Origin of the sequence: Mycobacterium colombiense (genome assembly GCF_001953985.1) — a bacterium.
In the GTDB taxonomy this organism is placed as follows: domain Bacteria; phylum Actinomycetota; class Actinomycetes; order Mycobacteriales; family Mycobacteriaceae; genus Mycobacterium; species Mycobacterium colombiense_B.
Genome location: NZ_MBEI01000031.1, coordinates 234,862 through 261,020 on the forward strand (window position 1 = coordinate 234,862; position 26,159 = coordinate 261,020).

29 protein-coding genes are annotated in these 26,159 nt (G+C 67.6%); 14 read left to right on the forward strand and 15 right to left on the reverse strand.

What is annotated here, in order from left to right; genetic code table 11:
* Positions 1–18: 18 nt before the first annotated feature.
* Together A5732_RS07110 and A5732_RS07115 are read right to left on the reverse strand one after the other, a co-directional pair.
* Positions 19–1,470, reverse strand: a complete 1,452-nt coding sequence (locus A5732_RS07110) for a condensation domain-containing protein (protein WP_076101751.1) — start codon at positions 1,468–1,470, stop codon at positions 19–21.
* Positions 1,471–1,723: 253 nt separating this feature from the next.
* A complete protein-coding gene (locus A5732_RS07115; RefSeq protein ID WP_076056277.1) occupies positions 1,724–2,908 on the reverse strand; it encodes an acyl-CoA dehydrogenase family protein in 1,185 nt (394 codons plus the stop codon).
* Between the two features lie 78 nt (positions 2,909–2,986).
* Between A5732_RS07115 and A5732_RS07120 the strand changes: the two genes are divergently transcribed.
* Both A5732_RS07120 and A5732_RS07125 read left to right on the forward strand, forming a co-directional pair.
* The gene (locus A5732_RS07120) at positions 2,987–3,367 is read left to right on the forward strand and encodes an NYN domain-containing protein (RefSeq protein WP_076101753.1); all 381 of its coding nucleotides are present in this window, start codon (positions 2,987–2,989) and stop codon (positions 3,365–3,367) included.
* Positions 3,364–4,332 (forward strand): NAD(P)H-dependent flavin oxidoreductase, encoded by a 969-nt coding sequence (locus A5732_RS07125; protein WP_076056274.1) that lies wholly within the window; start codon positions 3,364–3,366, stop codon positions 4,330–4,332. Before A5732_RS07120 ends, A5732_RS07125 begins: the two co-directional genes overlap by 4 nt.
* Positions 4,333–4,351: 19 nt before the next feature.
* Here the strand turns inward: A5732_RS07125 and tpx are convergent, their stop codons facing one another.
* The gene (gene tpx / locus A5732_RS07130; protein ID WP_076101756.1) at positions 4,352–4,846 is read right to left on the reverse strand and encodes a thiol peroxidase; all 495 of its coding nucleotides are present in this window, start codon (positions 4,844–4,846) and stop codon (positions 4,352–4,354) included.
* A gap of 110 nt (positions 4,847–4,956) precedes the next feature.
* Here tpx and A5732_RS07135 point away from each other — a divergent pair, with 110 nt between their 5' ends.
* Together A5732_RS07135 and A5732_RS07140 are read left to right on the forward strand one after the other, a co-directional pair.
* On the forward strand, positions 4,957–5,907 hold the full coding sequence (locus tag A5732_RS07135) for a GlxA family transcriptional regulator (protein ID WP_076101759.1): 951 nt from the start codon (positions 4,957–4,959) through the stop codon (positions 5,905–5,907).
* 19 nt (positions 5,908–5,926) lie between these two features.
* Positions 5,927–6,670 carry a DJ-1/PfpI family protein gene (locus A5732_RS07140; protein ID WP_076056268.1) on the forward strand — a complete coding sequence of 248 codons (744 nt, stop codon included), beginning with the start codon at positions 5,927–5,929 and terminating at the stop codon, positions 6,668–6,670.
* A gap of 25 nt (positions 6,671–6,695) precedes the next feature.
* Here A5732_RS07140 and A5732_RS07145 read toward each other — a convergent pair whose 3' ends face one another.
* Positions 6,696–7,334, reverse strand: coding sequence for a winged helix-turn-helix transcriptional regulator (locus A5732_RS07145; RefSeq protein ID WP_076101823.1), 639 nt, complete (start codon positions 7,332–7,334; stop codon positions 6,696–6,698).
* A 151-nt stretch (positions 7,335–7,485) separates the two neighbouring features.
* On the opposite strand from A5732_RS07145, the gene A5732_RS07150 reads away from it, so the two are divergent.
* A complete protein-coding gene (locus tag A5732_RS07150) occupies positions 7,486–7,893 on the forward strand; it encodes an N-acetylmuramic acid 6-phosphate etherase (RefSeq protein ID WP_065126319.1) in 408 nt (135 codons plus the stop codon).
* Positions 7,894–8,069: 176 nt separating this feature from the next.
* On the opposite strand, the gene A5732_RS07155 is transcribed toward A5732_RS07150, so the two are convergent.
* Complete coding sequence (locus tag A5732_RS07155; RefSeq protein ID WP_064952901.1) at positions 8,070–8,546, reverse strand: nuclear transport factor 2 family protein; 477 nt, start codon at positions 8,544–8,546, stop codon at positions 8,070–8,072.
* 57 nt (positions 8,547–8,603) lie between these two features.
* Between A5732_RS07155 and A5732_RS07160 the strand changes: the two genes are divergently transcribed.
* A complete protein-coding gene (locus tag A5732_RS07160; RefSeq protein ID WP_076101761.1) occupies positions 8,604–9,374 on the forward strand; it encodes an SDR family oxidoreductase in 771 nt (256 codons plus the stop codon).
* Position 9,375: 1 nt separating this feature from the next.
* Here the strand turns inward: A5732_RS07160 and A5732_RS07165 are convergent, their stop codons facing one another.
* The 3 genes from A5732_RS07165 to A5732_RS07175 are packed head-to-tail and all read right to left on the reverse strand — an operon-like array spanning position 9,376 to position 12,711.
* Positions 9,376–10,149 (reverse strand): YqjF family protein, encoded by a 774-nt coding sequence (locus A5732_RS07165; RefSeq protein ID WP_076101763.1) that lies wholly within the window; start codon positions 10,147–10,149, stop codon positions 9,376–9,378.
* Positions 10,150–10,154: 5 nt separating this feature from the next.
* A complete protein-coding gene (locus A5732_RS07170) occupies positions 10,155–10,832 on the reverse strand; it encodes a hypothetical protein (RefSeq protein WP_076101766.1) in 678 nt (225 codons plus the stop codon).
* 40 nt (positions 10,833–10,872) lie between these two features.
* Complete coding sequence (locus A5732_RS07175) at positions 10,873–12,711, reverse strand: fatty acyl-AMP ligase (protein ID WP_076101768.1); 1,839 nt, start codon at positions 12,709–12,711, stop codon at positions 10,873–10,875.
* Between the two features lie 209 nt (positions 12,712–12,920).
* On the opposite strand from A5732_RS07175, the gene A5732_RS07180 reads away from it, so the two are divergent.
* A complete protein-coding gene (locus A5732_RS07180; protein WP_064952906.1) occupies positions 12,921–13,388 on the forward strand; it encodes an SRPBCC family protein in 468 nt (155 codons plus the stop codon).
* A gap of 57 nt (positions 13,389–13,445) precedes the next feature.
* Here the strand turns inward: A5732_RS07180 and A5732_RS07185 are convergent, their stop codons facing one another.
* The 5 genes from A5732_RS07185 to A5732_RS07205 form a co-directional block, all read right to left on the reverse strand.
* Positions 13,446–13,817, reverse strand: a complete 372-nt coding sequence (locus tag A5732_RS07185) for a hypothetical protein (RefSeq protein ID WP_076101770.1) — start codon at positions 13,815–13,817, stop codon at positions 13,446–13,448.
* Between the two features lie 161 nt (positions 13,818–13,978).
* Positions 13,979–15,142 (reverse strand): LLM class flavin-dependent oxidoreductase, encoded by a 1,164-nt coding sequence (locus tag A5732_RS07190; protein ID WP_064952908.1) that lies wholly within the window; start codon positions 15,140–15,142, stop codon positions 13,979–13,981.
* Between the two features lie 167 nt (positions 15,143–15,309).
* Positions 15,310–15,714: a hypothetical protein gene (locus A5732_RS27290; RefSeq protein ID WP_171974971.1), complete on the reverse strand. Its 405-nt coding sequence runs from the start codon at positions 15,712–15,714 to the stop codon at positions 15,310–15,312.
* A gap of 630 nt (positions 15,715–16,344) precedes the next feature.
* Positions 16,345–18,633 carry an isocitrate lyase ICL2 gene (gene aceA / locus A5732_RS07200; RefSeq protein ID WP_065052293.1) on the reverse strand — a complete coding sequence of 763 codons (2,289 nt, stop codon included), beginning with the start codon at positions 18,631–18,633 and terminating at the stop codon, positions 16,345–16,347.
* Between the two features lie 245 nt (positions 18,634–18,878).
* Positions 18,879–19,592, reverse strand: coding sequence for an MBL fold metallo-hydrolase (locus A5732_RS07205; RefSeq protein ID WP_076101772.1), 714 nt, complete (start codon positions 19,590–19,592; stop codon positions 18,879–18,881).
* A gap of 95 nt (positions 19,593–19,687) precedes the next feature.
* On the opposite strand from A5732_RS07205, the gene A5732_RS07210 reads away from it, so the two are divergent.
* The 5 genes from A5732_RS07210 (at position 19,688) to A5732_RS07230 (ending at position 22,466) form a co-directional block, all read left to right on the forward strand.
* The gene (locus A5732_RS07210) at positions 19,688–20,014 is read left to right on the forward strand and encodes an ArsR/SmtB family transcription factor (RefSeq protein WP_076056252.1); all 327 of its coding nucleotides are present in this window, start codon (positions 19,688–19,690) and stop codon (positions 20,012–20,014) included.
* Positions 20,011–20,427 (forward strand): SRPBCC family protein, encoded by a 417-nt coding sequence (locus A5732_RS07215; RefSeq protein WP_076101774.1) that lies wholly within the window; start codon positions 20,011–20,013, stop codon positions 20,425–20,427. Before A5732_RS07210 ends, A5732_RS07215 begins: the two co-directional genes overlap by 4 nt.
* Positions 20,428–20,470: 43 nt before the next feature.
* Positions 20,471–20,917, forward strand: a complete 447-nt coding sequence (locus A5732_RS07220) for an SRPBCC family protein (protein ID WP_076056250.1) — start codon at positions 20,471–20,473, stop codon at positions 20,915–20,917.
* A 65-nt stretch (positions 20,918–20,982) separates the two neighbouring features.
* A complete protein-coding gene (locus A5732_RS07225) occupies positions 20,983–21,594 on the forward strand; it encodes a YbhB/YbcL family Raf kinase inhibitor-like protein (protein WP_076101779.1) in 612 nt (203 codons plus the stop codon).
* A 17-nt stretch (positions 21,595–21,611) separates the two neighbouring features.
* Positions 21,612–22,466: a lipase family protein gene (locus tag A5732_RS07230; protein ID WP_076101781.1), complete on the forward strand. Its 855-nt coding sequence runs from the start codon at positions 21,612–21,614 to the stop codon at positions 22,464–22,466.
* A 10-nt stretch (positions 22,467–22,476) separates the two neighbouring features.
* Here the strand turns inward: A5732_RS07230 and A5732_RS07235 are convergent, their stop codons facing one another.
* A complete protein-coding gene (locus A5732_RS07235; protein ID WP_076101824.1) occupies positions 22,477–24,054 on the reverse strand; it encodes a phytoene desaturase family protein in 1,578 nt (525 codons plus the stop codon).
* A gap of 112 nt (positions 24,055–24,166) precedes the next feature.
* Between A5732_RS07235 and A5732_RS07240 the strand changes: the two genes are divergently transcribed.
* Positions 24,167–24,766 (forward strand): TetR/AcrR family transcriptional regulator, encoded by a 600-nt coding sequence (locus A5732_RS07240; protein WP_076101825.1) that lies wholly within the window; start codon positions 24,167–24,169, stop codon positions 24,764–24,766.
* A gap of 21 nt (positions 24,767–24,787) precedes the next feature.
* Here the strand turns inward: A5732_RS07240 and A5732_RS07245 are convergent, their stop codons facing one another.
* Positions 24,788–25,657, reverse strand: a complete 870-nt coding sequence (locus A5732_RS07245; protein ID WP_076101784.1) for a LysR family transcriptional regulator — start codon at positions 25,655–25,657, stop codon at positions 24,788–24,790.
* A 109-nt stretch (positions 25,658–25,766) separates the two neighbouring features.
* On the opposite strand from A5732_RS07245, the gene A5732_RS07250 reads away from it, so the two are divergent.
* On the forward strand, positions 25,767–26,159 hold the full coding sequence (locus A5732_RS07250; protein WP_076056244.1) for a tautomerase family protein: 393 nt from the start codon (positions 25,767–25,769) through the stop codon (positions 26,157–26,159).

Here is a 26,159-nt window from a genome sequence, read left to right on the forward strand (position 1 = left end):
ATCGATGTCCCTTCGTCGTCACGCGTTGATGGCTGCGCGGTGGCCGCAGTTCGCGTGCGCGGCAACCGCATCCACCCAGTCGGAGGTGGTCTTGACGGCCCGGGCGAACGACCGGGCCAGCGCCTCGAGATAGTGCTGCACCGACGCGCGCGCCTCGGCGTTGTCCGGGAAGGAGATGGTGGCCGTGGTCTTGTCGGCGTGGCGGTTGATCCACAGGTTGATCCCGCCGTGCGACAGGTTGTCCGCGTAGGTTCCGAAGTTGTACTGGTCCAACAGGTCCGCGGCCGGCACGGCGCGGAAGTCGATGAACGACACCATCATCGCACGGGCCGTCGGTGCCTCGATCCACAGCCCTTGCGGGTCGGCCAGCTCGATGGCCCGGTCGAGCGGGACGGCGGCGAGATGCTTGGCGCCGTCGAATGATTCCTGTGCGGCCCGTGCCGCCTCCGGGAAGGAGCCTGCGACGGTCGGCACGGTGACCGGGATCAGGCTGGCGAACCAGCCCACGGTCATCGAGTCCAGTGCCGGCGTGCGCGTGTCGTACGGCGTGAAGCCGTGAAACGTGTCGTCGCCGGTCAGCTCGTGCTCGGTCAACGCGGCGCACGCCAGGACTCCCCCGCTGAACCGCGCCCCGGCCGCGCGGCAGGCGGTGTCGAACGACTCCGTCTGGGTCGCATCCAACAGGTCGACGGTCAGGAAGTCGCCTGCGGTGTCGGTCTCGGACGCGGGCAGCGGAAGCGGAAAGCTGGGCCACTCGCCCGCGGTGGCGCGCGCGAACTCGAGCCACGCCTCGACCTCGGGGGAGGCCAGGGTCAGCCTTTCCAGGTTGTCGCGCTGGCGTTGCGCGTAGCCGCGATAGCTCGCAGTCTGCGGAAAAATGGCCGGCCCCGCGACGCCGTTCGCAATGGCCTGGTATGTCGACTGGATGTCGAAGAAGATCAGCCCGGCAGACATGCCGTCGATGTGGAGATGATCGACGCTGGCGTAGAAGGAGAAGTAATCGGCGTGCTGGACGATGCCGAAGGTGAAGCAATCCCACTCGAGCGTGCCCGGTGTCGTCGTCAACGCGTGCTCGCGTATTTCCTCGGGTGTCAGGTACCCGAATTCCCTTGGGGCAAAGTCGATGACGTCGGGGTCGTCGATGGTCCGGCGGATAACGACCTCGTCGGCGAATTCGAACGCATCGTGGTAGGTGTCGTGCCGGCGGACGTGCGCATTGATGGTCGCCGTCATCGCCGCGACGTCGCACACGCCGGGGATGTCCCACGCCACCACCATCAGCCGGGGAAGCTGCCTGCCCGTGGCTTTGCCGTTGTAGGCGGCGCGGAGGTGCCGGGCTCGCTGGTAGCTCGGCGGCAGATCGCTGCGCCGTGCGTTTTGCGCCGCTTCCCGCGCCGCGGGTGAGGCCATCCAGGTGGTGACCGAACCCGCCGGTGGCTGCCATCCGGTGATCTTGCCCAGCGTGACCATGTCTGAATCCTGTTCTCTGCGATGCCGACCTTCGGTGCGCGGCGCTGAACTCCGGAAGTGCTATCGGAGAAGGGATTTCACGCTGCGGCCGGGTGGCGTATTCGGTTATCGGTGAAACCGAAGTTACGGCGCGCCCGCACCGGTGTCGCGCTTGTGGGCGATAGTCGGGATAACCGACGATTTCGGGGTTTTGCGCATTGTGCTCGGCCGCGGCTCAGTGGAGCCGACGCGAACTCGAGCCGACGTCAGTGACTTACAGGCCGGGCTGGTCGTCGATGATGCCCAGCCAGATCTGGGCGACGTCGATGGCCACCTTCTCGCTGATGAAGGCGTGCTGTGTTCCGGTGTAGATGTCCCGGAAGGCGCGCTCCAGCCGGCTGCCCTCCCGGATCGAGCTGGTCCCGGCGACCAGGTGGGCCCATTCCGCGCAGCCGCGGGCCACATCGGTGGCATAGACGGCGGCTACCCGCATGTCGGCGCGAAGCGCCGGTGTCAGGTCCTCCCCGGACGCCACCGCCGCCTCGGCGGTGGTGAACGCGTCGAGCACCAGCAGGCGGGCCGCACGCCAGGCCGCGCGATGATGCGCCAGCCCCTTCTGGAAGGTGGGCCGGCTGGCCAGTGCTGCCATGTCACTCATCCGGAATTTCGTCGCGGCCAACTCTTGAACGTCGTCGAGCATGCTCTTGGCCACGCCGAGCGCCCAGGAGGCGTGCCCGGCGGCGGTCACGGGCATCAGCCCCATCCGGGTGGCCGGCGAGGTCCCCCGGTAGGGCTGTCGCACGAACAGTTCGAACGTGCGGCTCTCGGGCACGAACAACTCCTGGGCGCTGTAGTCGTAGGAGCCGGTCCCCTTCAGCCCTTGGACGAACCAGCCGTCGTTGAAACTGATCTCCTCCCGCGGAATCACGGCGACCCGCATCTCGGGGAAACCCTCACTGATCCAGCGCATCTCGCCGTTGTCCATCGGCAGGAAACCGGCGGCGACGTATTGCGCGTGACCGGTACCCGAACCGAAGTTCCACGCCCCGGTCACCCGGTAGCCGCCGTCGACGGCGGCGCCTTGCCCGTTGGGAAAGAACTGGCCGCCCAGGGTGACCCGGTTGTCGTGTGCGGTAAACACTTCGGCGAAGCCCTCGTCGGGCAGGTAGGCCGCCGCGGCAAAGGACGACGGCAGGTTGGCGATCCCGACCCAGCCGAATGACCCATCCTGCCAAGCCATTTCGATCCAGGTTTCGATCATCTCGGTGAACGACGGCTCGACACCGCCGGCCGCGACCGGGTTGAACGCCGACATCAGCCCGCTTTCCCACATCGCGTCGACGATCGCCGGGGTCAGGGTTCGCGCCCGCTCCGATTCGGCGGCTTCGGCGCGCACCAGGTCCCGCATACCGCGGGCCAGCGCGATCACCCGGTCTTCGGTGTCGGCGATCGAGGTCATGAGGGTGACCGTATCAACCACTGCCGGCTTCTCGAACGAAAATCAATCGGCCGCGCCGGGTCGTTTACCGTGTGGGTTGTGCGCTGGATCGTCGACGGCATGAATGTGATCGGAAGTCGTCCCGATGGCTGGTGGAAAGACCGCAACGGTGCCATGGTCACATTGGTCGAAAGCCTGGACCGATGGGCGTCGGCTCAAGGAGAAACGGTGACAGTGGTTTTTGAACGACCGCTTTCGACGGGCATCACCTCATCGGTGGTCGAGATCGCGCACGCACCCAGGGCGGCCGCGAATTCGGCCGACGACGAGATCGTCCGGATGGTCGCGGCGGACGCCGCGCCGCGCGACATTCGCGTGGTGACGTCCGACCGAGCGCTGACCGAGCGCGTGCGAAGTCTCGGCGCATCGGTCCACCGGTCGGAGGGCTTCCGCGACCTGATCGATCCGCGGGACCGATGACCACCGGCGGCCCGAGTCCGGCACCCAACCGGGTCTGCGCGCTCGCGCACATCGACATCCCGATCATCCAGGCACCGATGACCTACATCGCCGGCGCCCAGCTGGCGGCCGCGGTGTCCAATGCCGGCGCCCTGGGCATCATCGAGACCACCTCGGACCAGGGGCGTGCCGACCTGCGACGGGTGCGCGAGCTGACCGGCGGTGCCGTCGGCGCGAACATCGCGTTGCTGTTCAACCGCGACCCCGCGATGCTGGATCTGCTCGTCGCCAACGACATTCGGTTCGTCACCACCTCGGCCGGCAGCCCGTCGGTGTTCACCGAACGTCTGCACGACGCGGGCATCACCGTGTTCCACGTGGTGGGCACCCTGGCCGCGGCCAAGAAGGCCGTCGATGCCGGAGTGGACGGGCTGGTGGTCGAGGGTGTCGAAGGAGGTGGATTCAAGAACCGGTTTGGCGCGTCGACCATGGTGCTGCTGCCGCTGGTGGCGGCACACGTCGACATCCCGATCGTGGCCGCCGGAGGGATCTGCGACGCGCGGTCCATGGCGGCCGCGTTTGTGCTCGGCGCCGAAGCCGTGCAGATGGGCACCCGGCTGCTGGCCTCGGCGGATTCGCCGGTGCACGGCAACCTCAAGCAGGCGGTCGTCGACGCCGACGAGACCGGCACGGTGATGCTCCCCCTCGACGGCACGCGAATGATGCGCGTCATCCGCACCCCGGCCGCAGAGCGGCTCGACACCGCGACATCCGCCGAAGCGGGCGCGGCGGCGCTACAGCGCGTGCAGCGGCTCTACTTCGAGGGCGACCTGGACGCCAGCGTCGCCAACACCGGCCAGGTGGCCGGGCGCATCCAGGATCTGCCGCCGGCCGCCGACATCATCGACGAGATGTGGCGAGGCTGCCGCGAGGTGCTGGCGGCCACGTCGGAGCGGATGGGCCGGGCCGAACTCGAAGAGGCCTAGCCCGGGGCGGGCGGGAAGGTCAGCCCGCCGCCCCCAGCGCCGCGTCGTAGTTGGGCTCCTGCGCGATCTCGGGAACCAGCTCGGTGTAGACGACGTTGCCGTCGGCGCCGACCACCACGATCGCCCGGGCAAGCAATCCGGCCATCGGACCATCGGTGATGGTGACCCCGTAGTCCTCACCGAAGCTGTCGCGGAAAGCCGAACCGCTCTTGACGTTCTCGATGCCCTCGGCGCCACAGAATCGCGCCTGCGCGAACGGCAGGTCCTTCGAGACGTTCACCACGGTCGCCCCGGCCCCGGCGGCGCGCTCGTTGAAGGTCCGCACGCTGGCGGCGCACACCGGCGTGTCGATGGACGGAAAGATGTTGAGCACCAAGGGCTTACCGCCGAACTGCTCGCTGCTCACCGGGGCCAGATCGCCGCCGACCAGACTGAAGGCCGGGGCTTTGGATCCGACGGCAGGCAGCTCGCCGACAGTGTTGATCGGGTTTCCACGCAACGTTATCTGTGCCATGGGCAACAGTCTGCCAAGGCCGCCGTGGCCGCCGTGGGGCAGGTCCTATGTCCTAATCAGTGGGATACATGGCGTAGACGACAGGCCCCGGCGTGCCCAACACTGAATCCATGCCTCGCAAGGTGGTCATCGTCGGTTTTCCCGGCGTGCAGGCGCTGGACGTGGTGGGCCCGTACGACGTGTTCACCGGCGCATCGCTGTTGACGGGCGGCGGCTACGACGTCGCGATGGCCTCGGTCGGTGGCCAACCGGTGCAGACGGCCACCGGGCTGGCTTTCGTGGCGACCCCGTTGCCGGACCCGGACGACCCGGTTGACACCGTCGTTCTCCCCGGCGGCGCCGGCGTCGACGCCGCCCGCTCCGACGCCGACCTGGTCGCCTGGATCAAGTCCGTCGCCACCCATGCCCGCCGGATGGTCACGGTGTGCACCGGTGCGTTTCTCGCCGCGGAGGCGGGCCTGCTGGACGGGCACCGGGTGACCACCCATTGGGCCTTCGCCGAGCGGTTGGCAAGTGAATTCCCCGCCATCGACGTCGATGCCGACCCGATCTTCGTGCGAAGCACCGACACCCTATGGACCGCCGCGGGCGTCACCGCGGGCATCGACCTCACGCTCGCGCTGATCGAAGACGATTACGGCACCGAGCTCGCGCAGACCGTCGCCCGCTGGCTCGTGCTGTATCTGCGCCGGCCGGGCGGCCAGACGCAGTTCGCCGCGCCGGTATGGATGCCGCGGGCCAGACGGGACTCGATCCGCGAGGTGCAGGAGACGATCGAGGCCGAGCCGGGCCGCCCGCACAGCATCGACGAGCTGGCTCGCCGCGCTGCGATGAGCCCGCGGCACTTCACCCGGGTATTCACCGCCGAAATCGGTGAGGCGCCCGGCCAATACGTCGAACGCATCCGCACCGAAGCCGCACGCCGTCAGTTGGAGGAGACCGACGACACCGTCGTCGCGATCGCCGCTCGGTGCGGCTTCGGCACCGCGGAAACCATGCGACGCAATTTCCTTCGCCGCGTTGGTATTTCGCCCGACCAATACCGCAAGGCGTTCGCCTGACATCGAAAGGACGATTCTGATGACCCAAATCGCCATCGTGGCCTATCCGGGATTCACCGCGCTGGACATGATCGGTCCCTACGAGGTGCTGCGCAACCTGCCGGGCGCCGAGGTGCGCTTCGTGTGGCACCAAGCCGGACCGATCACCGCCGACTCGGGGGTGCTGGTCATCGGCGCCACCCACTCGCTGGCCGAAACCCCCTCCCCCGACGTGATTCTCGTTCCCGGGGGCCCGTCGACGCCGGTTCATGCCCGTGACGACGCGCTGCTCGACTGGCTGCGGCAGGCGCACCACAGCGCGAGCTGGACGACGTCGGTGTGCTCGGGGTCGGTGATTCTGGCGGCCGCCGGCCTGCTCGACGGCCGCCGGGCGACGTCGCATTGGCTGACGGTTCCCGCGCTGAAGGCATTCGGCGCGGTTCCCGTGGCCGACGAACGGATCGTGCACCAGGGTGACATCGTCACCAGTGCGGGCGTGTCCGCCGGGCTCGACCTCGCGCTGTGGCTGGCCGGCCAGATCGGCGGCGAAGCCCGCGCGAAGGCAATCCAGCTCGCGCTCGAATACGACCCACAGCCGCCGTTCGACTCGGGTCACATGTCGAAGGCGTCGGCGACCACGAAGGCCGCCGCGACGGCGCTGCTGTCCCGCGACAGTGTCAAGCCCGCCAACGTGAAAGCCACTACCCTGCTCGCCTGGGAGCAGGCGCTGGGCAAGGTCCGGTCGCGGCGCCGGGGGCGCCAGCCGGATCGCTCGCCGGTCTAGTCGCGCCCGACGCGGGCCGCGAGCATCACGCGTCTGCCGCAAGTCCAGACGGTGCCGGCAGGGGAAATAGCTGCCGGAACCTCTCGACGAGGGCACGGTCGCCGACGATGCGCAGCGACCCAGAGTCAACCATCTGGTCAAGGCCATTGTCCGTGCGGAGCAACGCGAGCAGCGTGGCCTGATCGGTTTCCAGTGTGACGTCGGGGTGATGGCTCTCGCCGCGCGTGAGGTCAAGCTCACCGCCGGTGATGCGGAGCTGGAATGGCTGGTCGCTCAGGCGTATCGCGATGGTTGCGTCCAACCCGGACGCGGCTCGGCGGTCGAAGAGAGCAGTCAGGGAAAGCATCAGGGAATCGACGCCAAGTGGCGCGTCATAGGGCATGGCCGGTGAGCGACTCGCCCAGCGGGCCAGTCCGAGCACGATTGGCGCCAATTCGGCCCCCCACGGCGTCAATTCGTAGACCCAGGACGCGCCAGGTGGGGCGAGGCGACGCCGATGCACTACTTGCACGCCGCTGAGTTCGCGCAATCGCTGGGTCAGCACATCCGGGCTGACACCGGGCAACCCGGCGAGCAGATCGGTGAAACGTTTTGGGCCCAGTAGTAATTCGCGAACCACCAATAGTGCCCAGCGCTCGCCGACAAGATCCAGCGCATGCGCCACCGCGCAGCCGGTGTCATACCTCCGTCTACCTGCCATGCGACCCATGCTACCAGCGGCGATCGTATTTTCCAAGTTACTACTTGGAATTTCCAACTAAGCGGTCTACTCTCAAACTCGTTCCACCTGAACGACCATCAAGGAGACGAGAGCCATGCCCGTATTCACCGTCGACGCCCCGATCGGGGCGTCCCAGAACGCCAAGCAGAAAATGTTGAAGGAGATCACCGACGCGCTCGATGAGGCCTACCCCATTCCCGATACCCGCGGGTGGCTGCGCGAGTACCTGGCCGACAACGTGTCCCAAGACGGTCGGGTGCGAGCCGAGCCGGTGCGGCCGGTGGTGTCCCTCGAGGCACCGGAACTGACCAACCTCGATGCAAAACGCAAGCTGGTGCAAAAGATCGAGGCGGCCGTCGGCGCGGCCTATGACGGGATCGCCAACATCGAGGAAGTCCTCGTGTTGATCAACCACTACCCGTTACGGGACGTCGGCTGGAGGGGGAGCCTTCAATCCGACAAGCCGGAAATTGTGGAAGCCGTTGCCGCGCTGAATCGCTGAGATCCCAGGCGGCCTTGCGGATCGGCTTGGGCCAGGGTGCGTAGGCCATGCCCTGGTCCAAGCCGGTGTCCGCGCGGTAGTAAGGCTATCGAGGTGGGGTGATCTGTGTTGGCGCCAGAGCATCGAAATGATTTGTGGCACAGCATTACCCAGGGGCAGGGCCCCTAGCCCCGACGCTAGGCGCCGGGCTGCAGGATCTCGGTCGTGGCGAGCTGGCCGCCGGCCTGCATCCACGCCGCAACGACGCCGGGAGCGTCCCGGTCGGGGTTGTAAATGTCTTCCTCGCTGGAGAACAGGCCGTCGCCGGCGTACACCAGCCGGGTCCAGTTCGGAAACCAGAACGGTTCGCCCTTCGGATCGGTCGGGTGGTCCAGCAGGTTCTTGATCATGACGACGACGGCGTCGTTGTCCTCGTCGTGAGCCACCCAGTCGTTGGGGAAGCGCATGTGCGGGAACGGCGCCATCACCGCGACGATCCAGTCGCGGACCGCCTCGCGCCCGTGAAAGACGCCGTAGTGATGCTCGGTATAGACGACGTCCTCGGTGAAGAGGTCCGCAAACGGCCGCCAGTCGCCCGAAGCGCTGCACCCTTCGACGACTTTGGTGTAGTTATCGACGGCTTTGTCGATTTCTGCCCTGGTGAATTTGCCCATGCGGACACACTAGAACGTGTTCCGGTTTTGGGCCGCTCGTATGAATGGGGATCTCGGATGAACGTGATGGACTTGTTCGGCCTGCGCGGCAAGAGGGCGTTGGTCACCGGGGCGTCCAGCGGCATCGGCAGGAAGGTGGCCCAGGCCTACGTGCAGGCCGGGGCGGACGTGGCCATCGCGGCGCGGAATGTCGAGGCGCTGGAACGCATCGCCGGCGAGCTGGCGGCGGACGGTGCCGGCAAGGTGGTGCCGATCCGATGCGACGTGACCCGGCCGGACCAGGTGACCGGCATGGTGGACCGGGTGATCGCGGAGCTCGGCGGCATCGACATCGCGGTCTGCAACGCCGGCGTCATCGACGTCGTCCCGATGCTGGACATGTCGCCCGAAGAATTCCAGCGCATCCAGGACACCAACGTCACCGGTGTCTTCCTCACCGCGCAGGCGGCGGCCCGGGCGATGGTGGCCCAGGGGCGTGGCGGTGTCATCATCACCACCGCCTCGATGTCGGGCAGCATCATCAACGTTCCTCAACAGGTCGGCCACTACTGCGCCTCCAAGGCGGCCGTCATCCACCTGACCAAGGCCATGGCGGTCGAATTCGCGCCGCACAACATTCGGGTCAACAGCGTCAGCCCCGGCTACATCCTCACCGAGCTCGTCGAGCCGTTGACGGAGTTTCACCGCCAGTGGGAGCCGAAGATCCCACTCGGGCGCATCGGCCGCCCCGAAGAGCTCACCGGCCTCTACGTCTATCTGGCCAGCGAGGCTTCCAGCTACATGACCGGATCGGACGTCGTGATCGACGGCGGTTACACCTGCCCCTAGCTCACCGGATCGGCCGGGGCCGCCCGAAAAGCGTTCGCACACCGCCGGAATACAGCGCGCGCAACCGCTCGCCGGCCGGCCGTACCCCGGCGGCCCGCACCAGTTCGCTGTCCAGCTCGACGATTTCGGCCGCACGAAGGGGCCAGCGCCCATGCTCGTTCGGCACCCACCACGTCCGGCCCGCCTTACGCGTATGCGCGCCCCACCGGGCCGTCAGCCAGACCTCCAACGGCGTCGGCTCGACGACCTCGCCCACGGCGATCTCGATCCGGTTGCGCAAGCCGCGCCGGGGCCATCGGCGCACACTGTCATACACGACACGGTCGCCGTCGCGCCGCATCCGCATTCGGGCCCACGTATACGGGACGCCAAGACCGATGCGGGTGACCGGCACGACGGCTAACCGCGCCGTTTCCAGCGACCGGAAGAGCACGCCGCGGCGGCCGGCTTCATCGATCGAATACAGGCGGACGTTGGTCTCCAGGAAGCTGCCAAAGTACGGAAGCGGAAGCGCGGAGCCAATTTTGGTGCTGCTCATGGCAAACGGAATCAGCCCGACATACGTCAACCCATCGGCAAAGATGTCGGGACGGGTGCCGGGCGGGTACATCTGTTCGACGCTTTCGGGGCGCACCGGCCAATGGATGAACGTCAGATGACGCCAGTGCTGGTCGAACGTCACCGGCAGAGGAAGCGGCGGCGGGGTGAGCGGATACCCCTCGAGCCCGTGCGGCCCATTGGGTTCGGCGGCCGGCGGGCCGGGTGTTGCGCTCACGAGCCTTATCCCTCCAGCTCGCCGGATATCCCGCGCTCGAGGTTCGCCTGTGTCGCCGACGGCAGCACCAGCAGGCCGTCGAGTTCGTTGCGGGCCACGTCATAGGCGCGCTGGCGTTCCAGCGGCGCCGCTGCGGGGTCGGCCGCGACCCGTAACAGGCTCTGCGCCCGCGTAATTCGCTGCTGATCCGACCGGGAGAAATCGTTGCGGCGCCGGCGGATCGCTTCGGCCTCGGCGGCGTTGAACGCGGTGACGTAGTCCTCGACGGCGGCCATGTATCGCGCCGCGCCTTCGCGGTCGTCGAGCAGATCCTCGGCCTTGACGGGGCGCAGGAAGTCGGCCCGCAGCTTGGCTTTGTGGAACGCGATCGTGTTCGCGTCGCGCATGTCGGTCATCAGGGGGAAGTCCAGCAGCTTGGCGACGTCGAGTTCGTACTCGAGCCAGCGCTCGTCCGTGCGGGCGTGCTCGTCGAGGACGCGGCGGATCGAGCGCCACTGGGCCGCCTGATTCACGCCGGCCCCATCCGCGGCGGGCGTCTCGGGTGTTGGTGTTCGGCCGATTTCCCGCGCCCGTTCGTCGGTGCGCCGGCGGTAGGCGCCGAACGCGCGTACCGCGGCGACGATCGCGCCCGTCAGCGGCAGGATCAAGATCAACAGCTCCGCCAACCGGAATATCAAGCCCACCTGGCCAGGATGCCAGGAACTCCCCGGTGTTGACTCCCGGTTAGCGGACGCCCAGGGAGCCGTCGAGGTACTCCGCCCGGCAGGCCCTGCGGGCCAGCTTGCCGCTGGTGGTGCGCGGGATTGCGCCGGCCGGCAGGAGACGGACGTCCGAGACGTTCAGGCGGTGCCGCTGCGCGACCGCCGCGCGGATCGCCTCGATCGCCGGCTGCGGATCCTGACGGCTGGTGCCCGCGGCGCGTTCGGCGATCACGACGAGCCGGGCGGCATCCGGGTCATCGCCGTCCGCCACGGAAAACGCGGTCACGTACCCGCGCCGGACGATTTCCGACGCCTCGGCGACGGTGGCCTCGATGTGTTGCGGGTAGTAGTTACGGCCGTCGATGGTCAGCAGGTCCGCGATCCGGCCGGTCACATACAGCTCGCCGTCCAGGTACACCCCCAGGTCGCCGGTGCGCAGCCAGGGGCGGTCCGGATCGGCGCCCACGCCGTGGCTGCCCTCCGCGAGCCGCGATCGCAGCTCGGCCCCGAACGCCCGCCGCGTCTCGCCGGGCAGCCCCCAGTAACCGCGTCCGACGTTATTGCCCTGCAACCAGATTTCGCCCACCGCGCCGTCCGGCAATTCGGATCCGGTCGAGGGGTCGACGATCACGGCCCATTCGCTGCGCGCGACCTGGCCGCACGACACCTGCGCGACGGCGTTGGGAAAATCCGCGTCGACGCGCACCGCGTGTCCCGCGCCCAGCCGTTCGGAGTCGAAGTACACCGCCGTCGCCTCGGCGGCGGGGGCGATGGTCGCGACGAACAACGTGCCCTCGGCGATGCCGTAGGACGGCTTGAACGCCGTGCGCGGCAACCCGTACGGCGCGAACGCCTTGTTGAAGGTGCTGATCGCATCGATGCTGACGGGTTCGGAGCCGATGATCAGCACCACGTTGCGCAGATCGATGTCCGCACCGCGGCCGGGCAGGCCGCGCTGCGCGGCCCACTCGTAGGCGAAGTTCGGTGCGGCGGTGACGACGTTGCCCTGCCGCGACCCGTCGGACAGGGCCTGAATCCATCGCTGGGGACGGCGGACGAACGCGGTGGGAGACATCAGTGTGGAGTGGCCGCCGTAGACGGCCGGGAAGCCGATCATCGACAAACCCATGTCGTGGTAGAGCGGTAACCAGCTGACGCCGTGGGTGTTTCGGTCCAGCAGGTCGATCGACAGGATCATCTGTACCAGGTTGGTGCCCACCGCGCGGTGGGTGATCTCGACCCCGACCGGCGGCCGGGTCGAACCCGACGTGTACTGCAGGTGCGAGACGTCATCCATGCCGAGCTCGGTGGGCACGAACGACTCCCCCGCCGAATCCGGTATCTCGTCGATGGCGATCACCCGCGGCCGGCGCAGGTGCGGGTGGCCGGCCAGGAACTTCTCCACCGCCGCCCGGGCGGACGTCGTCGTGAGTAGGACCGTGGGCTCGGAATCGCGCAGCGCGGTATCGAGCCGTTCGGCGTGCCCGGGCAGTTCCGGGGCGAACAACGGCACCGCGATGGTTCCGGCCTTGACCGCCGCGTAGAAGCCGGCGACGTAGTCGATGCCCTGCGGCGCGAGGACCGCAACGCGCTCACCGTGACCGGCCACCTGCTGGATGCGCGCGCCGATGGCCTCCAGCCGGACGCCGAACCGGTTCCACGTCACCTCTTCGGCGTCGCCGTCGGCCGAACGACTGTAGTCGAGGTAGCGATACGCCACGGTGTCACCGACGTTCGCGATGTTGCGGTCGATGAGCGAGATTAGATTGACCCCGGGCGGCATCATGACCCGGCCGGCCGCGTCCAGGCAGTCTTCGATCCGAAGTAGGCCACCGGCACCTGGGCCGTCCTGCCGATCCATTACTGCAGTCTAGGCAAGCCGATGCGACGGTCCCTGTGCGGTGAATCGGCAAACATCAAGAGCGGCGGACGCATTCGCCGGTTCCGGCAGACGCTCGATCACCGGGTTGACAGAGGCGATCCACCCGCTCCGGCCGACGCCCGGCGTGGGCGGTAGCCTACCGGCGAGCGGCGTCCACGGCCGTCCGTCTGCTACCACCAGGAGTTGTCATGCCGGGCCGGAACTTTTCCTTCGAAATCACCCGCACCAGCAGCGCGCCCCCCGCGACGGTCTTCCGGCTGGTAGCCGACGGCGCCAACTGGTCGCAGTGGGCCAAGCCGATTGTCATGCACTCGAGTTGGGCTCGCCAGGGCGATCCCGCGCCGGGCGGCGTCGGGTCCATCCGCAAGGTGGGCATGTGGCCGGTCTACGTGCAGGAGGAGACGGTCGAGTACGAGCCGGACCGTCGCCACGCCTACAAGCTGGTGGGCCCGGCCACCCCGGCCAAGGACTACGGCGGCGAGGTGGTCCTCACGCCGAATGCGTCGGGCGGGACCGACATCCGCTGGACGGGCTCATTCACCGAAGGCGTTCGCGGGACAGGCCCGCTGATGCGCGCCGCCATGGGCGGAGCGGTCCGGTTTTTCGCGGGCCGGCTGGTGAAGGCGGCCGATCGCGAATCCACCGGCGGCCGGTAGCTTCTCGCATGGCGCATGACGGCCGCGCGCAGCGGCCGCCACGTTCCGATTCACGATTTACGGGTTGTTGAACTGGTTCTCGTAGGTCTGTTGCTGCTGCATGTCTTGATTGAACTGCTGCTGGGCCTGCTCGTTTTGCTCTTCGGCCTGTTGCATCGACTGCTGCAGCTGCTGCTGATTCAGCTGGGCCTGGTCGTCACCGCCATCGGCCGCGAGGCCGCCGCCGGCGAGGCCCGGCGGCGCCTGGGGTGAAAAGGCCATGTCCGTCAGGCGCACCGATCCGGATCCGAGCGTGGTCCCGGGGGTCTGGGGCTGCGCCGCGTCGTAGAGGGCCAGGACCGCCAGGGTCGCGGCGCCCGCGAGCGTGAGGCGCAGTAGTCCCCGGCGGCGTCCGCCGGCGGTCGTGGGGCCAGCGGTGTTGGCGGTCATCCTCCAGGTATGCGCCGCGTCCTTAGCTGCCCCCTGGGACCCGGCTGTCGGCTTGATATGAAGCCGCGCGGCGGCCGCGCCCGGCCCGCGTCGGAAAGCCACGCCGCATCCCAGCGAAATGCGGGGGCCGCCAAGGGAATTCGCGCGGGCGGGGTGCAGCGCTACTTCGCGTCGACCTCGTCCTGGTACTTCTTGGTCATGTGCGCCACGGCGTCCAACTGTGACTGCGCGAGGTTCTCCCGGGCCTGGCCGGCGCGCGCGGCGGCGTCCAGTGTCGGCTGCGCCTGCCCCTGGAAGTGCGGCATCACCTCGGCGGCGAACAACTCGGCGGACCGCCGGGTGGCGGCCGGGTTGGCCCACTCGTGGCCCATCTGCAGCATGCAGCCGAAACCGCCGGACTGATCCCACAACCGCTGCACCTGTTCGCGCGCCCGCTCGGGCGTGCCGATGACGCCCGCCCCGTTCTCATTGATGACGTCGATCATTTCGTCGAGCTGCTCGCCGGGCATCGTCATCTGCGGGAACGCGGCCACCTTCTGGAAGTAGCGGAACCACGGCTCGATGCCGAACTTGACCTCTTCACGGGCTTGCTTTTCGGTCTCGGCGAGGTGGAACAGGCCGACCAGGCTCCAGTTCTTGCGGTCGACCTGCGTGCCGAATGCCGCGGCGCGCTCCTCGACGATGCCCCAGTGGTAGGACAGCGCATTGAAACCCTCGACGGTCAGGGTCGCGCCGATGGACAGCAGGCCGATGCCGTGCTTGCCGGCCAGCCGCGCGCCCGTCGGTGACGCGACCGCGGCGACGGACAGCGGGATCCCGCCGTCGGAGTACGGGGCAAGCTGCAGCTTGGCATCGAAGAGTTGGTGGGTTGCGGTCTTGGCGCTGACCGTCTCCCCCGCCAGCAACCGCACGACGATGTCGAGGTTGGTTTCCAGCAACTCTCGGGTGTCGGTGGGGGTGAGCCCGATCATCGACGAGTCGCTGGGCAGCGAGCCGGGCCCCACGCCGCCGATGATGCGGCCGTGCGTCAGGTGGTCCAGCAGCATCAGCCGGTCGGCGACCCAGAGCGGGTTGTGATACGACAACGAGATGACCCCGGTGCCGAACCGGATCCGCTTCGCCCGTTCGGCGGCCGCGGCGATGAAAATCTCTGGGGAACTGATGATTTCGCTGCCGGCCGAGTGGTGCTCGCCCAGCCACACTTCGTCGAAGCCGAGGGCGTCGAGGTGCTCGACGAACGCCAGATCCCGCTGCAGGGCCAGCGTCGGGTTGGTGCCCGCGCGGTGGAACGGGGCGATGAAGTATCCGAACCTGAGCTTCGACATTGAAGTCCCCTTGCATCCGAGTTGCGGAGAACCATAACTCGGATCGCGGGCTCGCCCTAGGCCGGACAAAAGGGTTCAGCCGATGGGGCCAGGTAATCCCGGCCCCACCGGCTAGGGAAACAAGCTGTTGTGGTGCGTTTCAGCGCCGGCTCAACGCGGGTCGGCGATCAGTAGCCGCCGCAGACGTTGCCGACGCAACCGCCACCGCCGCCCGGTCCGCCGCCGCCACCGCCGACGCCGGGAATGCTGCCGCCGCCTCCGCCGGGGCCGCCGCCACCGGTCGGGCCGCCGGGCACGCCACCGCCGCCTCCGCCGGGGCCGCCGCCACCGGTCGGGCCGCCGGGCACACCGCCGCCGCCTCCGCCGGGGCCGCCGCCACCGGTCGGGCCGCCGGGCTCGCCTCCGCCGGGTGCAGGTGCAGTAGTGGGCGCAACGCTGGACGACGGCGTGGTCGTCGGGGTGGTGGTGGTGCTGCTCGGGCCGCCCTTATGGCCGCCGCCGCAGGCGACCGACAGCACGAGCATCGCCGCACCGCCGAACAGCGCGACCGTCGTCCTCGGTCCAGATCTCATCAGATCCCCCAATCTCCACTTGCGTCACTTCGCCCCGCCCACTTTTTCTTACCCTCGGGCGCGGCCGCGCAAACAGATTTCGGCGCCGAGATTGTGCCAGACGAAGACGGCCCATCACTCTGATGTGATGGGCCATCGCGAACGGTGATCGGCTAGCAATTAGCTCCCAGGATGCAACCGGCGAGCGTGGCGATGTGTACGCCTGGCGCGGGCGCGGCGGGTTGCGTCGTCGTGACACCGGGTGACGGATGCGTCGCCGCCGTCGATGCGCTGCCCGTGGGGCTAACACCGCCGGCACCGAATCCGACGGTCAAAACAACCGCTGCCGCACCACCGAACCCGGCGATCGCCTTCTTGATTGGGGTTCTCATCAGGGGCTCCTCCCTGTTCTGCGCGTTTGTTAAATCCGAACGCACGTTTGTTACAGGCTAATTCTATACCTGGGCAACTGTTTGCACGGTAAATTTTCGGCATCGGCACGGTGGCGAAACGATGCGGGCCGAACACGCGCGCGAAGGGATGGCACGAACGGGGGCCAGCACCTTAAGCGAAAGCGGGCCGGCCTGGATCGATAGCGGCGATCAGCGGCCGCCGCGCGCGTCGATGGGGCGACCGCTGTCGGTCCGCTGGCTAATTTTCTTTCGTGATCAGCTTGCGCAGCGCGACCCGGTCGGGCTGCAGCAACTCGGCGATGCGGGGCCGGTTCACCTCGGCGACGATGATCTCGCCGACCTCCTGGTAGACCTCGCTGAAGATGCCATGCGATTTCATCTTCTCGGTCTGATACTGGTTGTCCTCGGTCGGCGTCACGTAGATCACCGCGTCGGCCTTGAAGCGATGCACCAGCCAGAGATGGATCAGCGTCATCAGCCGCTTCTGCCGGAGCTTCTCGGCGAAGGTGTTCTGGTCGCGCACCTGAAGGATGCTGCGGCCGTGCCGGTCCTTGATCGGGTCGACGACGACGTTGGCCAGCTGCTCGTCGTCGTTGCCGTAGATACCCAGCTCGAGCACGTCCGAGCCGGCCCGCCGGGGCCGCAGTTGCACGCGGAGTTTCTCGCCGAGGCTGTAGTTCTCGCTCCACATCGCCAGCCACTCCTCGAGCAGCTTCTTCGGCACCTCGGTCTGCACCAGGTGCTGGTGCTGGGTCGAGCCCTCGCCCATCGCCTTGGTGGTCGCGGTGCGGCCCGAGGAGGCGGTGAGCGCCGCGTCGCTGCGCGGGCCGCCGACCAGGGTTTGCGGTGTGCGGTAAGGCGATTCGACCAGGCGCATCTTGCGCTGCAGGCGCGCCAGCGCCAGCATGCCGTCCTGTTGCAGCGAGGTGGCGAACTCCTCGGCCGCGACGCCGTCGATCTGGTGGCCGCCATAGGTGATGAAGTTGAAGACGAAGCCCATCTTGCCCAGTTCCTCGGGGAACTGTTTCATCTGCTCGTCGGTCATGCCGGTGGTGTCCCAGTTAAACGACGGCGACAGGTTGTAGGCCAGCATCTGGTCGGGGAACTCGGCGTGGATGGCGTCGGCGAACTGCTTGGCGTCGGCCAGGTCGGCGGTCTTGGTTTCCATCCAGAGGATGTCGGCGAACGGCGCGGCCGCCAGTGATTTGGCGATCGCGTACGGGATGCCGCCGCGGATCTGGTAGTAGCCCTCAGGGGTCTTGGACAGCTCGCAGTCCCAACCGGGGTCGACGCCCAACTCTTTCGCCTTGGCCTTCGCGGAGTAGAGGGACGCGCGCGCCGCGAAGGCTCGCCACTCGTCGACGCTCATGTCGGCCGGCTCGCCCTCGCTGGCATCGAATTCGAGCACCTCGGCCACGGCCTCGCCGTAGGTCATCAGCCCGGCGTCATCCTCCCAGGCCGCCACGAACCGCGACTCGACCTGGTCGAACAGGTCGTCGATCGACTTCTGGCCGTTCTCGCGCCACGCGTTGACGGCGTCGGAGATCACGCCCTGGATGCCCTGGCGTTCGAGCCAGTCGCCGGCCTCGGCGTATTCGCCCTCGGGCAGCGCATAGAGCAGGTGACCGTTGAGGTCTTTGACACCCAGCTCGTAGAAGCGGCGCACCATCGCCAGGAAGCACGACTTGTAGGACGGGATGTTGAGGTTGGTGGCGCCGAGCAGGAACGGTTGGTCGCGCTCGTCGGCCCGGCTGTCGAGCAGGTTGGCCGCCTCGGCGTCGGTGCGGGCGACGATGATGCCTGGGACCTTCATGATGTCGAGCTGGAAGCGCGCCGCATTGAGGCGTTTGATCTGCTCGTCCGACGGGACCAGCACCTTGCCGCCCTGGTGGCCGCACTTCTTGGTGCCGGGGCGCTGATCCTCGATGTGGTACCCGGGCACGCCGACCTCGGCGAACCGTCGGATCAGGTTGCGCACGTGCGGATCACCACCGTGGCCGGTGTCCGCGTCGGCGATGATGAACGGCCGGTAGTCGTACTCCGTGGCGGTGGCCCGCTGCTGCTCGCTCATGTTCAGGCGCTGGTACTGCTGGTTGCGGTCGGCGGTCAGCAGCGCACGCACCAGCACCGCGGCGTCGTCGGGCACCTGACTCAGCGGGTAGCTGGCGAGGTCGGGTCCGGGATCCTCGGTGGTGGAGCCCTTGGCGGACGTCGCCCAACCACCCAGATAGATCCCCTCGATGCCCATGCGCTTCATTGCGACGGCCTGGCCCGGCGAGTACGGGCCGAACGTGGTGATGCTCTTCTTCTCGGCGAACAGCTCGCGCAGCCGCTCGTAGAAGGCGGCCGCCGCGTTGCGGGCGACGGTGTAGTCGGTGGGGATGGTGCCCCGCTGCTCCGCTACCTGGCGAGCCGTGAAGAGGCGCGTGATGCGAGAAAAGCGCGGGTCGTCGAAGTATTGCTGCGTGGCAGCGACCTCGTCGTCAAACGATGGCCGGACTTGGGTGTCCCTATCAATGATCGCCATGTCTTCCGCTCCTCTTCGCACACGATTCCACTGAACGTGAGTCTATCCCCGGGAACGGCAGTTCAATCAGGGGTCGAGGGACTGGACCCAAAACTGTTGCCGCACCCAGTACTTGCGAGAGCTATTCGGCGCCGGGTCGGTGATCGGCGGGGATCGTTCGCTGGCTGGGATGCTCGCCGAGCCGTGTGCCGCGCCCTGGTCGGCCGTCAACGCTTGGGAGACAATACTTTTCGGCATAGTCTCGATCACCTGGCGGCTGCACGACGGGACAGCCAGTCCCGCTGGCGCCGCACGAACCCCGCGTCGACGACGTCGCCATGGCCCGGGACGTAGATCGCGCCGGGGCCACCGACCGCCAGCAGCCGGTCCAGGGTCGCCGGCCAGGCCGCGACATCGGAGTCGGCGTCGATCGCGGGGTCGCCGGACTCCTCCACCAAGTCGCCGGTGAACACCACGACCCGCTCGCGATCGTCCCTCCCGGCCGCGACCACCGCCAAGTCCGATGCGGTGTGGCCGCGGCCGAGGTGGGTGATCGTCACCGTCCGGTCCCCCAGGTCGACGACCGCGTCGTAGCCGCCGCGGTGCGCGGGCCGTAGCGCGGCGATCGCCGCGTCAACCTCGGCGGGGTCGGCGCCATGCCGCAGGGCGTCCTCGCGGAGCTGGTCGGTCGCCGAGGAAAGGTGTTCGGCCACCTCGGGGGCGCTGTGCACCCGTGCACCGGCGAACTGCGATGAACCCAGCACGTGGTCGAAGTGCTTGTGCGTCAAGACAATATGGTCCACCGGGCGCCCGGCGAGCAGCCGGACGTCCGCGTCGATCGCGGCCGCCTCGGTGAGCGTGGTTCCGGTGTCGACGAGCAACGCCCCGCCACTGCCGCACACCAGCCCGATGGTCACGTCACAGAACGGGAGCCGGCAGCGATGCACACTGCCGGTCAGTCGTTCCCAGGCGAGATGCACAGCCTCCGAAGGTAGCCGCGCCGACTTCCGGTCGCCGCCCCTTTCCCCCGTGACGTTATGTCAGAAATAGTTGACATGTCGGGAATGTCCGACATATGTTGCGGGATGTGGGCAGTGTCGATCGCGTCTTTCTCGCCTTGGCCAACCCGGTGCGCCGCGAGCTGCTGGAGATCCTCTTCGACCAACCGCGGTCGGCGGGGGAACTCAGCGAGCGGTTCGAGCTCAGCCGGCCGGCGGTCGCCGAGCACCTCAAGGTGCTGCGCGAGGCCGGCCTGGTGGCCGACCAGCCGCACGGGCGGCATCGCATTTACCGCCTGACCGCGGAGCCGTTGGCGGAGCTCGGCGAGTGGCTGCATCCCTTCGAGAAGTTCTGGCGTGCCCGACTGGCCAAGCTCGCCGAGGTAGCAGAGGAGCTGAAATGACCGAAACGTCACGGTTCGCGACCATCCGGGTGGATCAATTCGTGGCGGCGCCCATGGCAACGGTGTGGCGATTGCTGACCGAACCCGCGCTGCTGAAGCTGTGGTGGGCCGAGGGGCAGGTGGCCGCGGTGGTGGGACACCAGTTCACTCTTGATATGCCGGGCTACGGCAAGCAGCCGTGCACGGTGCTCGAGGTCGACCCGCCGCACCGGTTCGTCTATACGTTCACCGCCGCCTGGACGCTGACCTGGCGGCTGGAAGCCGAAGGGGACGGCACCCGAGTGTTCTTGGAACACAGCGGCTTTGACCTCGACGACGATCGCATGGCGCGGGCGTTCGAGCGGATGGGACCGGGATGGCGCGACGTCGTGCTCCCCCGGCTCGCTCGGATTGGCGCCCAACCAAGTCCTTGACGCGCCTGGTTTCGAGCCGCACCGCACCGGCTATTTCCCCGACATGGCTATCACCGATTCCCGCGAAGTCGTCATCGAGGCGACGCCCGACGAAATCATGGATGTGCTGTTCGACATCGAGTCGTTGACAGAGTGGTCGTCGGCGCACAAGAAGGTCGAAGTGCTCGAGCGCGACGACCAGAACCACCCGACCAGATCCAGACAGGTGGTCAAACTCGTCGGCGTCAGCGACGAACAGGAGCTGGCGTACACCGTCCATGACGACGGCGTGGGCTGGACCCTGATCAGCGCGAAACAGCAACGCGCTCAGGAGGGTCGGTACACGCTCACCCCCGAAGGCGACTCCACCCGGGTTCACTTCGAGCTGACGGTGGACCTGGTGGCGCCCGTGCCCGGGTTCCTGGTCAAGAAGGGGGCCAAGAGCCTGATGGACACGGCCACCGAGGGACTGCGCAAGCGGGTGCTCGAAGTCGAGAAGCGCGGCAAGTAACGCCACCGCGCCCGGGTGAAATCGGGTCCTTCCCCACCGCGGGCGCGCGAGTCAGACTGTTATTCATGGAATCGACACCGGCGGGCACGCTTCATCGGATCGCGGCGATCGTCGGTGCGCTGGCGATCGCGCCGGGGCTGGCCGGCTGCGGCGGCCAAGGTCATAGCCATCAGACCACACCGTCGACGCCGAAGATCACCACCCTCGGCCGCACGGCGGCGCCGAACGCGCCCGGGGACGGGCCGATGACGATCAGCAGCCCAGCCTTCGCCGACGGTGCGCCGATTCCGGTGCAGTACACCTGCAAAGGCGCTGACCTCGCGCCGCCGCTGGCCTGGTCGGCGCCGCAGGGCGCGGCGCTCGTCGTCGACGACCCCGACGCCGTCAACGGCCTGTACATCCACTGGGTCGTCGTCGGGATCGCCCCCGGCTCGGGCAGCACCGCCGACGGTCAGACCCCGGCCGGGGCGACCGCCCTGCCGAACACGGCGGGCCAGTCCGCTTACAAGGGTCCCTGTCCCCCGGCTGGAACCGGCACGCATCACTACCGGTTCACCCTCTACCAGCTGCCCAATGACTATCAACTGGCCGGCGGCCTGGCCGGCGTTCAGGCGGCGCAGACGATCGCCGGCGCGGCGACCGCGCAGGCGCAGCTCACCGGAATGTTCGGCGGCTGAACCCGAGCGGGCCCGCCATGCCAACACCACCGACGTTAGACGTAACGCAGGCAATACAATTCGCTCAGCTCGTCAACGCGACCTACGGGACGCCGCCGGGCGATCTGACCAATAGGGCGGGTGAGGCGCTGAGCGCCGGCGGCGTCGACTACACCGTGGTCACCACGATCTACGCCAACGATCTGGCGACCGACATGAACCCGGCCCGTGGCGTCGCTGAAGTGTCCATTGGGCTGATCTGCCAGCAGGACAAGACCGGCGACGTCGCGATCGCGATCCGTGGCACCGAGGGATGGCTGGAGTGGATTCACGACGTCGACTTTGTCCAGGTGCCCTGCCCGTTCCTGGCCGGTGCCGGCCACACCGAAGACGGCTTCACCGACATGTACGAGTCCCTGCGGACCGGAGCCACACCGGGTTCGCCGACGGTCGTCAACGCGCTCGGGAACCTTACGTTCCCCCAACCCGTCGGCTCGGTGACGATTTGCGGGTACAGCCTGGGAGGGGCCCTGGCGACACTGCTCGCCCTGGATGTGGCGGCGAATACCGCGTTTACCAGCCCGGCCGTCTATACCTATGGCAGTCCACGCACCGGCGATTCGCTGTTTGCGGCCACGTTCGACCAGGTAGTCAAAAACTCGTGGCGCGTCGCAAACCGCCTGGACATCGTCCCCGCGCTGCCCCCGCCCCTCGCCTACGAACACGTCCTCAATCCGGTCGAGCTCATCCCGGTCCGCTTGGCTCCGTGGCCTCCGAAGGCGCTGGTGAAATACACGGTGTCGTGCGAACATTCGCTCGCGACCTACCTGTATCTGTTGTCGCTCCAAACCACCGGCGCGGCCCTCCCCCTGGAACCCGGCTGCCAACCCTGATCACCCCGGCTCAGGACGCGTCGTCGAGCACCTGATAGGCGGCGTTGTAACCGGGGGTGAAGGTGATGCCCGGTCCGCCATGGCATCCGGCGCCGGCGAGATACAGGCCGTCGATTCCGATGGGCATATCCAGGAAGCCCTTCGGGCCGGGCCGGTTGGGACCCATCAGGTCGGGGTGCAGCAGCCCGTGGCAGAAGTCGCCCGAGGGCGCGCCGAACATGGTGTTCATGTGGTAGGGCGCGAACGTGATGTGGCGTATCAGGATGTCCTTGAAGTTCGGCGCCAAGCGGGTGATCTTGTCGATAACGCGTTGCGCCATCAAGTTTTTGAGGTGCCCGTGCTGGTCGCGGCTGACCTCGACCGGGAACGCGTAGGCGAACGCGCTCGCCGCGTGCTTGCCGGGCGGCGCCATGCCGGGATCGTGCACCGATGGGATCTGCATTCCCATCGACGGATTGTCCGGAACGACGCCACGCCGGCAGTTTTCCCAGTGCAGCTGTTGGGATTCGGGTGATCCGAAGATTCCGACCGACTGTTGCATGCCGTCGGCGTTGAGGAAGTCGTACGGCGGGGCGAATTCGGGCAGCCCATCCAGGGCGAAGTGGATCTGCACGAACGAGGCCCGGTGGTCGCGCCCGGAGACGCGTGAGACCAGTTGTGCCGGAACATGTTCGGGAGCAATCAGTTCGGTGAGCGTGATATCCGGCGACAGGTTGGATACCACGATCGGCGCCGATATCGTCGATCCGTCGCGCAGTCGCACACCGGTCACTTTGCCGTCGTCGACGAGGATCTCGTCGACCTTGGCGCGGAACCGGATCTCGCCGCCGTGGGCGACGAAGAGCTCGCGCAGATGTTCGGTGAGTGCGCCGATGCCGCCCTTCAGCTTCGTCATCATCGCGGTGCTGGCCGCGTCGTCTTGGGGCACGGCTAAAGCAAACGCCAAACAGGTTGCGCTGCCCGGTGTGTACGGGCCGCGGTAGGTCGAGTTGACGGCCAGGAAGGCCAGCATTCCGCGCATGACCGCGTGCTTGTCTTTGTCGGGTAGGTAGCGGTCGATCACGTCCATGGCCGAGCCGAACAGCATCTCGTGAATCGCCCGGCGCTCGGCGTCGTCGGTCGCGCAGGCATACATCTCATCGAGCGTCTTGGGCGGCCGGCGGACGTCGAAGCGGCCCAGCGCCTTCGCCGGCCCCTGACTCCAGCCGATCAATTCGGCCATGCCGGTGACCGCCTCGAGGCCGTGCCTCTCGCTCAGATGCGTCATGAGCCGCATCGGGTCACGGTAGAAGATCATCGGCTCCTCGCCGTGTTCGCCGATGTTGATGGACATCACGTCGGGCTCCACCGCCGGCAGCGTATCCAGCCCGAGGTCCTTGGTGAGCTGGCTCGCCATGGGGAACTGCACCGAACCGGCGATCTCGTACCGGAAGCCGTCGATCAGTTCGACCGTCGCGGCCATGCCGCCGCCGTAGGTGTTGGCCTCTAGGCACAGAGTGTGCAGGCCCGCGCGTTGCAGAATCGCCGCGGCGGTGAGCCCGTTGTGCCCGGCGCCCACCACGATTGCGTGGTACTCGGTATTGGTCACGATGTTGGCCCTCGCCTCCGTCGGGTGATCGCGTGCCAAGAATATGTCAGTACTGACACAATTGGAAGATGTCAGTCGTGACCCGCTCGCCTGGGATACGATCACCGCTGAGATGACCGCCCCGGGCAACCGTCATGAACAACGACGACGATCGACGCATGAGGCACTTCGCCAAGCGGCGTTGAAGAGCTTCGCCCACAAGGGGTTTGCCAACGTCACCGTCACCGAGCTGGCCCGCGAGGCCGGTGTCACCGAACGCACCTTCTTCCGGCACTTCCCGACCAAGGAAGCCGTGCTCTTCCAGGACTACGAGACCCAGTTGGAGTGGCTGGCCGAAGCGCTTGCCCAGCGACCGACCTCGGAATCGCTGTTCGACGCGGTGCTGGCCAGCGTCGCCGCATTCCCGCACGACCTCGAAGTGGTCCGGCAGGCCGCGACCGCCCGGGCCGAGCTGATCAGCGCCGAGCGGATCGCCGGTCACCTGCGGGTCGTGCAGTCGTCGTTTGCCCACGTGCTCACCGACTTCGTCAGGCGACGCAATCCGGATCTGGCCAGCATCGACCTGGCCGCCGAGGTCGCGGGTTCCGTGATTGCCGCGGCCCTCGTTGCGGCAGTGGAGAATTGGGGCCGCCGAGGTTGTTCCGGCGACCTCGGTGCAGATGTGGCCGCGAGTTTGGAACTGGTGCGTTCCGGTCTGGCGTCACTCGCCTGATGGTTCGCGTCCTCGGGGGCTTTAGTGCTCGGTCGCGGCGTCCACGGCCGCCTCGATGAACCGGCGCAGCGCAGGGCCGTTGGCCCGCTTCAAAAACGCCAGGGCGACCGGAATGTCGGGAGCACCCGACAGCGCGACGAACCGCACACCCGGGTGGATGTTGCGTCTGATGGCGACGTCGGGAATGACCCCGATGCCCCGGTCGGCGGCGACGCATTCGATCCACTCGTCGAAATTCGTTGTCTCGACCACCGTTTCGGGTCCCGCGCCTGCGGGCCACGACCAGGGTCCGGTCGTGCCACTGGCGGTGTTGACCACGAGTGGCCACCGTGGCACCTCGGCCCAGTCCAGCTTCGCACGCTCCGCGAGGGGCGAATGAATCGAACACACCGCCACGCGTGGCTCGTCGAAAAGGTGCACGATCCGAACGGAGGTCGACGTGACATGCCCGCGCACCAGGGCGACGTCGACCCTTCCCTGCTGGACCGCGCCGAGCGCGTCGTCGGTGCGGATCAGGTTGACCGTGGTCCGGGCGGCCCGCTCGAATTGCGCGACGGTGTCCTGCGCCCACGGGTCGGGCAGCAGCCAGCTGAACCCGAGGCGGATGCTCGCCTGTTGCCGGACGGCGTCCACACCGCGCCCCAACTCGGCAAGGACGCGTTCGACGTGATCGAGGAAGATCCGCCCGGCCTGGGTGGTCGCCACGTGTCGCGAACTGCGGTCCAACAGCGTCGCTTCGAGCGCGTCCTCGAGCTGCTGGATGGTTCTGCTCAGGGCGGGCTGGGTGATGCTGAGTTCCTCGGCGGCCTGCGTGAACGAGGCGAGGCGTGCCACCGCTTCGAATGTCCGCAGGTGGCGCAACTCGACTCGGCCGGCCTGCACCGCGTCCATGCCTGATGAGCATAGATCGCCTACAGAAGGCATTTCACGCGGGATTCCGGTGGACCTACCGTCGGTTGCAAAGGATGCGCAATCCGCGCGTTGTCCGCAGGAGGAAAAAATGCCGCTGTTGTACATCGACCTCGTCGAGGGCCGTTCGCCGTCGGAGGTTCGTGCGCTGCTGGACGCGATCCACGAGACGGTGGTCGAAGCGTTCGGCGTCCCGGAACGGGATCGCTACCAGGTGGTGCACACCCACCCGGTCCACGAGATCGTCACGCTGGATACCGGCCTGGGCATCGACCGTTCGTCTCGCCAGGTGGTCTTGCACATGGTGAGCCGGCGACGTCCACGCGAGCTCAAGCAGAAGTTCTATGAGCTGCTGGCGTCCCGTCTCGCGGATCGCTGCCGGCTCGACCCCGCCGACCTGATCGTCTCGGTCACCGAAAACGACGACGAGGATTGGTCTTTCGGCCACGGTAGGGCGCAGTTCCTCACCGGTGAACTCAAGTGA

Coding starts and splice junctions, on each gene's coding strand:
- A5732_RS07110 (WP_076101751.1), bottom strand. CDS start 1,470: ATGGTCACGCTGGGCAAGATCACCGGATGGCAGCCACCGGCGGGTTCG.
- A5732_RS07115 (WP_076056277.1), bottom strand. CDS start 2,908: ATGACCTCGATCGCCGACACCGAAGACCGGGTGATCGCGCTGGCCCGC.
- A5732_RS07125 (WP_076056274.1), top strand. CDS start 3,364: ATGACCACCGGCGGCCCGAGTCCGGCACCCAACCGGGTCTGCGCGCTC.
- tpx (WP_076101756.1), bottom strand. CDS start 4,846: ATGGCACAGATAACGTTGCGTGGAAACCCGATCAACACTGTCGGCGAG.
- A5732_RS07135 (WP_076101759.1), top strand. CDS start 4,957: ATGCCTCGCAAGGTGGTCATCGTCGGTTTTCCCGGCGTGCAGGCGCTG.
- A5732_RS07140 (WP_076056268.1), top strand. CDS start 5,927: ATGACCCAAATCGCCATCGTGGCCTATCCGGGATTCACCGCGCTGGAC.
- A5732_RS07150 (WP_065126319.1), top strand. CDS start 7,486: ATGCCCGTATTCACCGTCGACGCCCCGATCGGGGCGTCCCAGAACGCC.
- A5732_RS07155 (WP_064952901.1), bottom strand. CDS start 8,546: ATGGGCAAATTCACCAGGGCAGAAATCGACAAAGCCGTCGATAACTAC.
- A5732_RS07160 (WP_076101761.1), top strand. CDS start 8,604: ATGAACGTGATGGACTTGTTCGGCCTGCGCGGCAAGAGGGCGTTGGTC.
- A5732_RS07175 (WP_076101768.1), bottom strand. CDS start 12,711: ATGGATCGGCAGGACGGCCCAGGTGCCGGTGGCCTACTTCGGATCGAA.
- A5732_RS07180 (WP_064952906.1), top strand. CDS start 12,921: ATGCCGGGCCGGAACTTTTCCTTCGAAATCACCCGCACCAGCAGCGCG.
- A5732_RS07185 (WP_076101770.1), bottom strand. CDS start 13,817: ATGACCGCCAACACCGCTGGCCCCACGACCGCCGGCGGACGCCGCCGG.
- A5732_RS07190 (WP_064952908.1), bottom strand. CDS start 15,142: ATGTCGAAGCTCAGGTTCGGATACTTCATCGCCCCGTTCCACCGCGCG.
- A5732_RS27290 (WP_171974971.1), bottom strand. CDS start 15,714: ATGAGATCTGGACCGAGGACGACGGTCGCGCTGTTCGGCGGTGCGGCG.
- aceA (WP_065052293.1), bottom strand. CDS start 18,633: ATGGCGATCATTGATAGGGACACCCAAGTCCGGCCATCGTTTGACGAC.
- A5732_RS07210 (WP_076056252.1), top strand. CDS start 19,688: ATGTTGCGGGATGTGGGCAGTGTCGATCGCGTCTTTCTCGCCTTGGCC.
- A5732_RS07215 (WP_076101774.1), top strand. CDS start 20,011: ATGACCGAAACGTCACGGTTCGCGACCATCCGGGTGGATCAATTCGTG.
- A5732_RS07220 (WP_076056250.1), top strand. CDS start 20,471: ATGGCTATCACCGATTCCCGCGAAGTCGTCATCGAGGCGACGCCCGAC.
- A5732_RS07225 (WP_076101779.1), top strand. CDS start 20,983: ATGGAATCGACACCGGCGGGCACGCTTCATCGGATCGCGGCGATCGTC.
- A5732_RS07230 (WP_076101781.1), top strand. CDS start 21,612: ATGCCAACACCACCGACGTTAGACGTAACGCAGGCAATACAATTCGCT.
- A5732_RS07240 (WP_076101825.1), top strand. CDS start 24,167: ATGACCGCCCCGGGCAACCGTCATGAACAACGACGACGATCGACGCAT.
- A5732_RS07245 (WP_076101784.1), bottom strand. CDS start 25,657: ATGGACGCGGTGCAGGCCGGCCGAGTCGAGTTGCGCCACCTGCGGACA.
- A5732_RS07250 (WP_076056244.1), top strand. CDS start 25,767: ATGCCGCTGTTGTACATCGACCTCGTCGAGGGCCGTTCGCCGTCGGAG.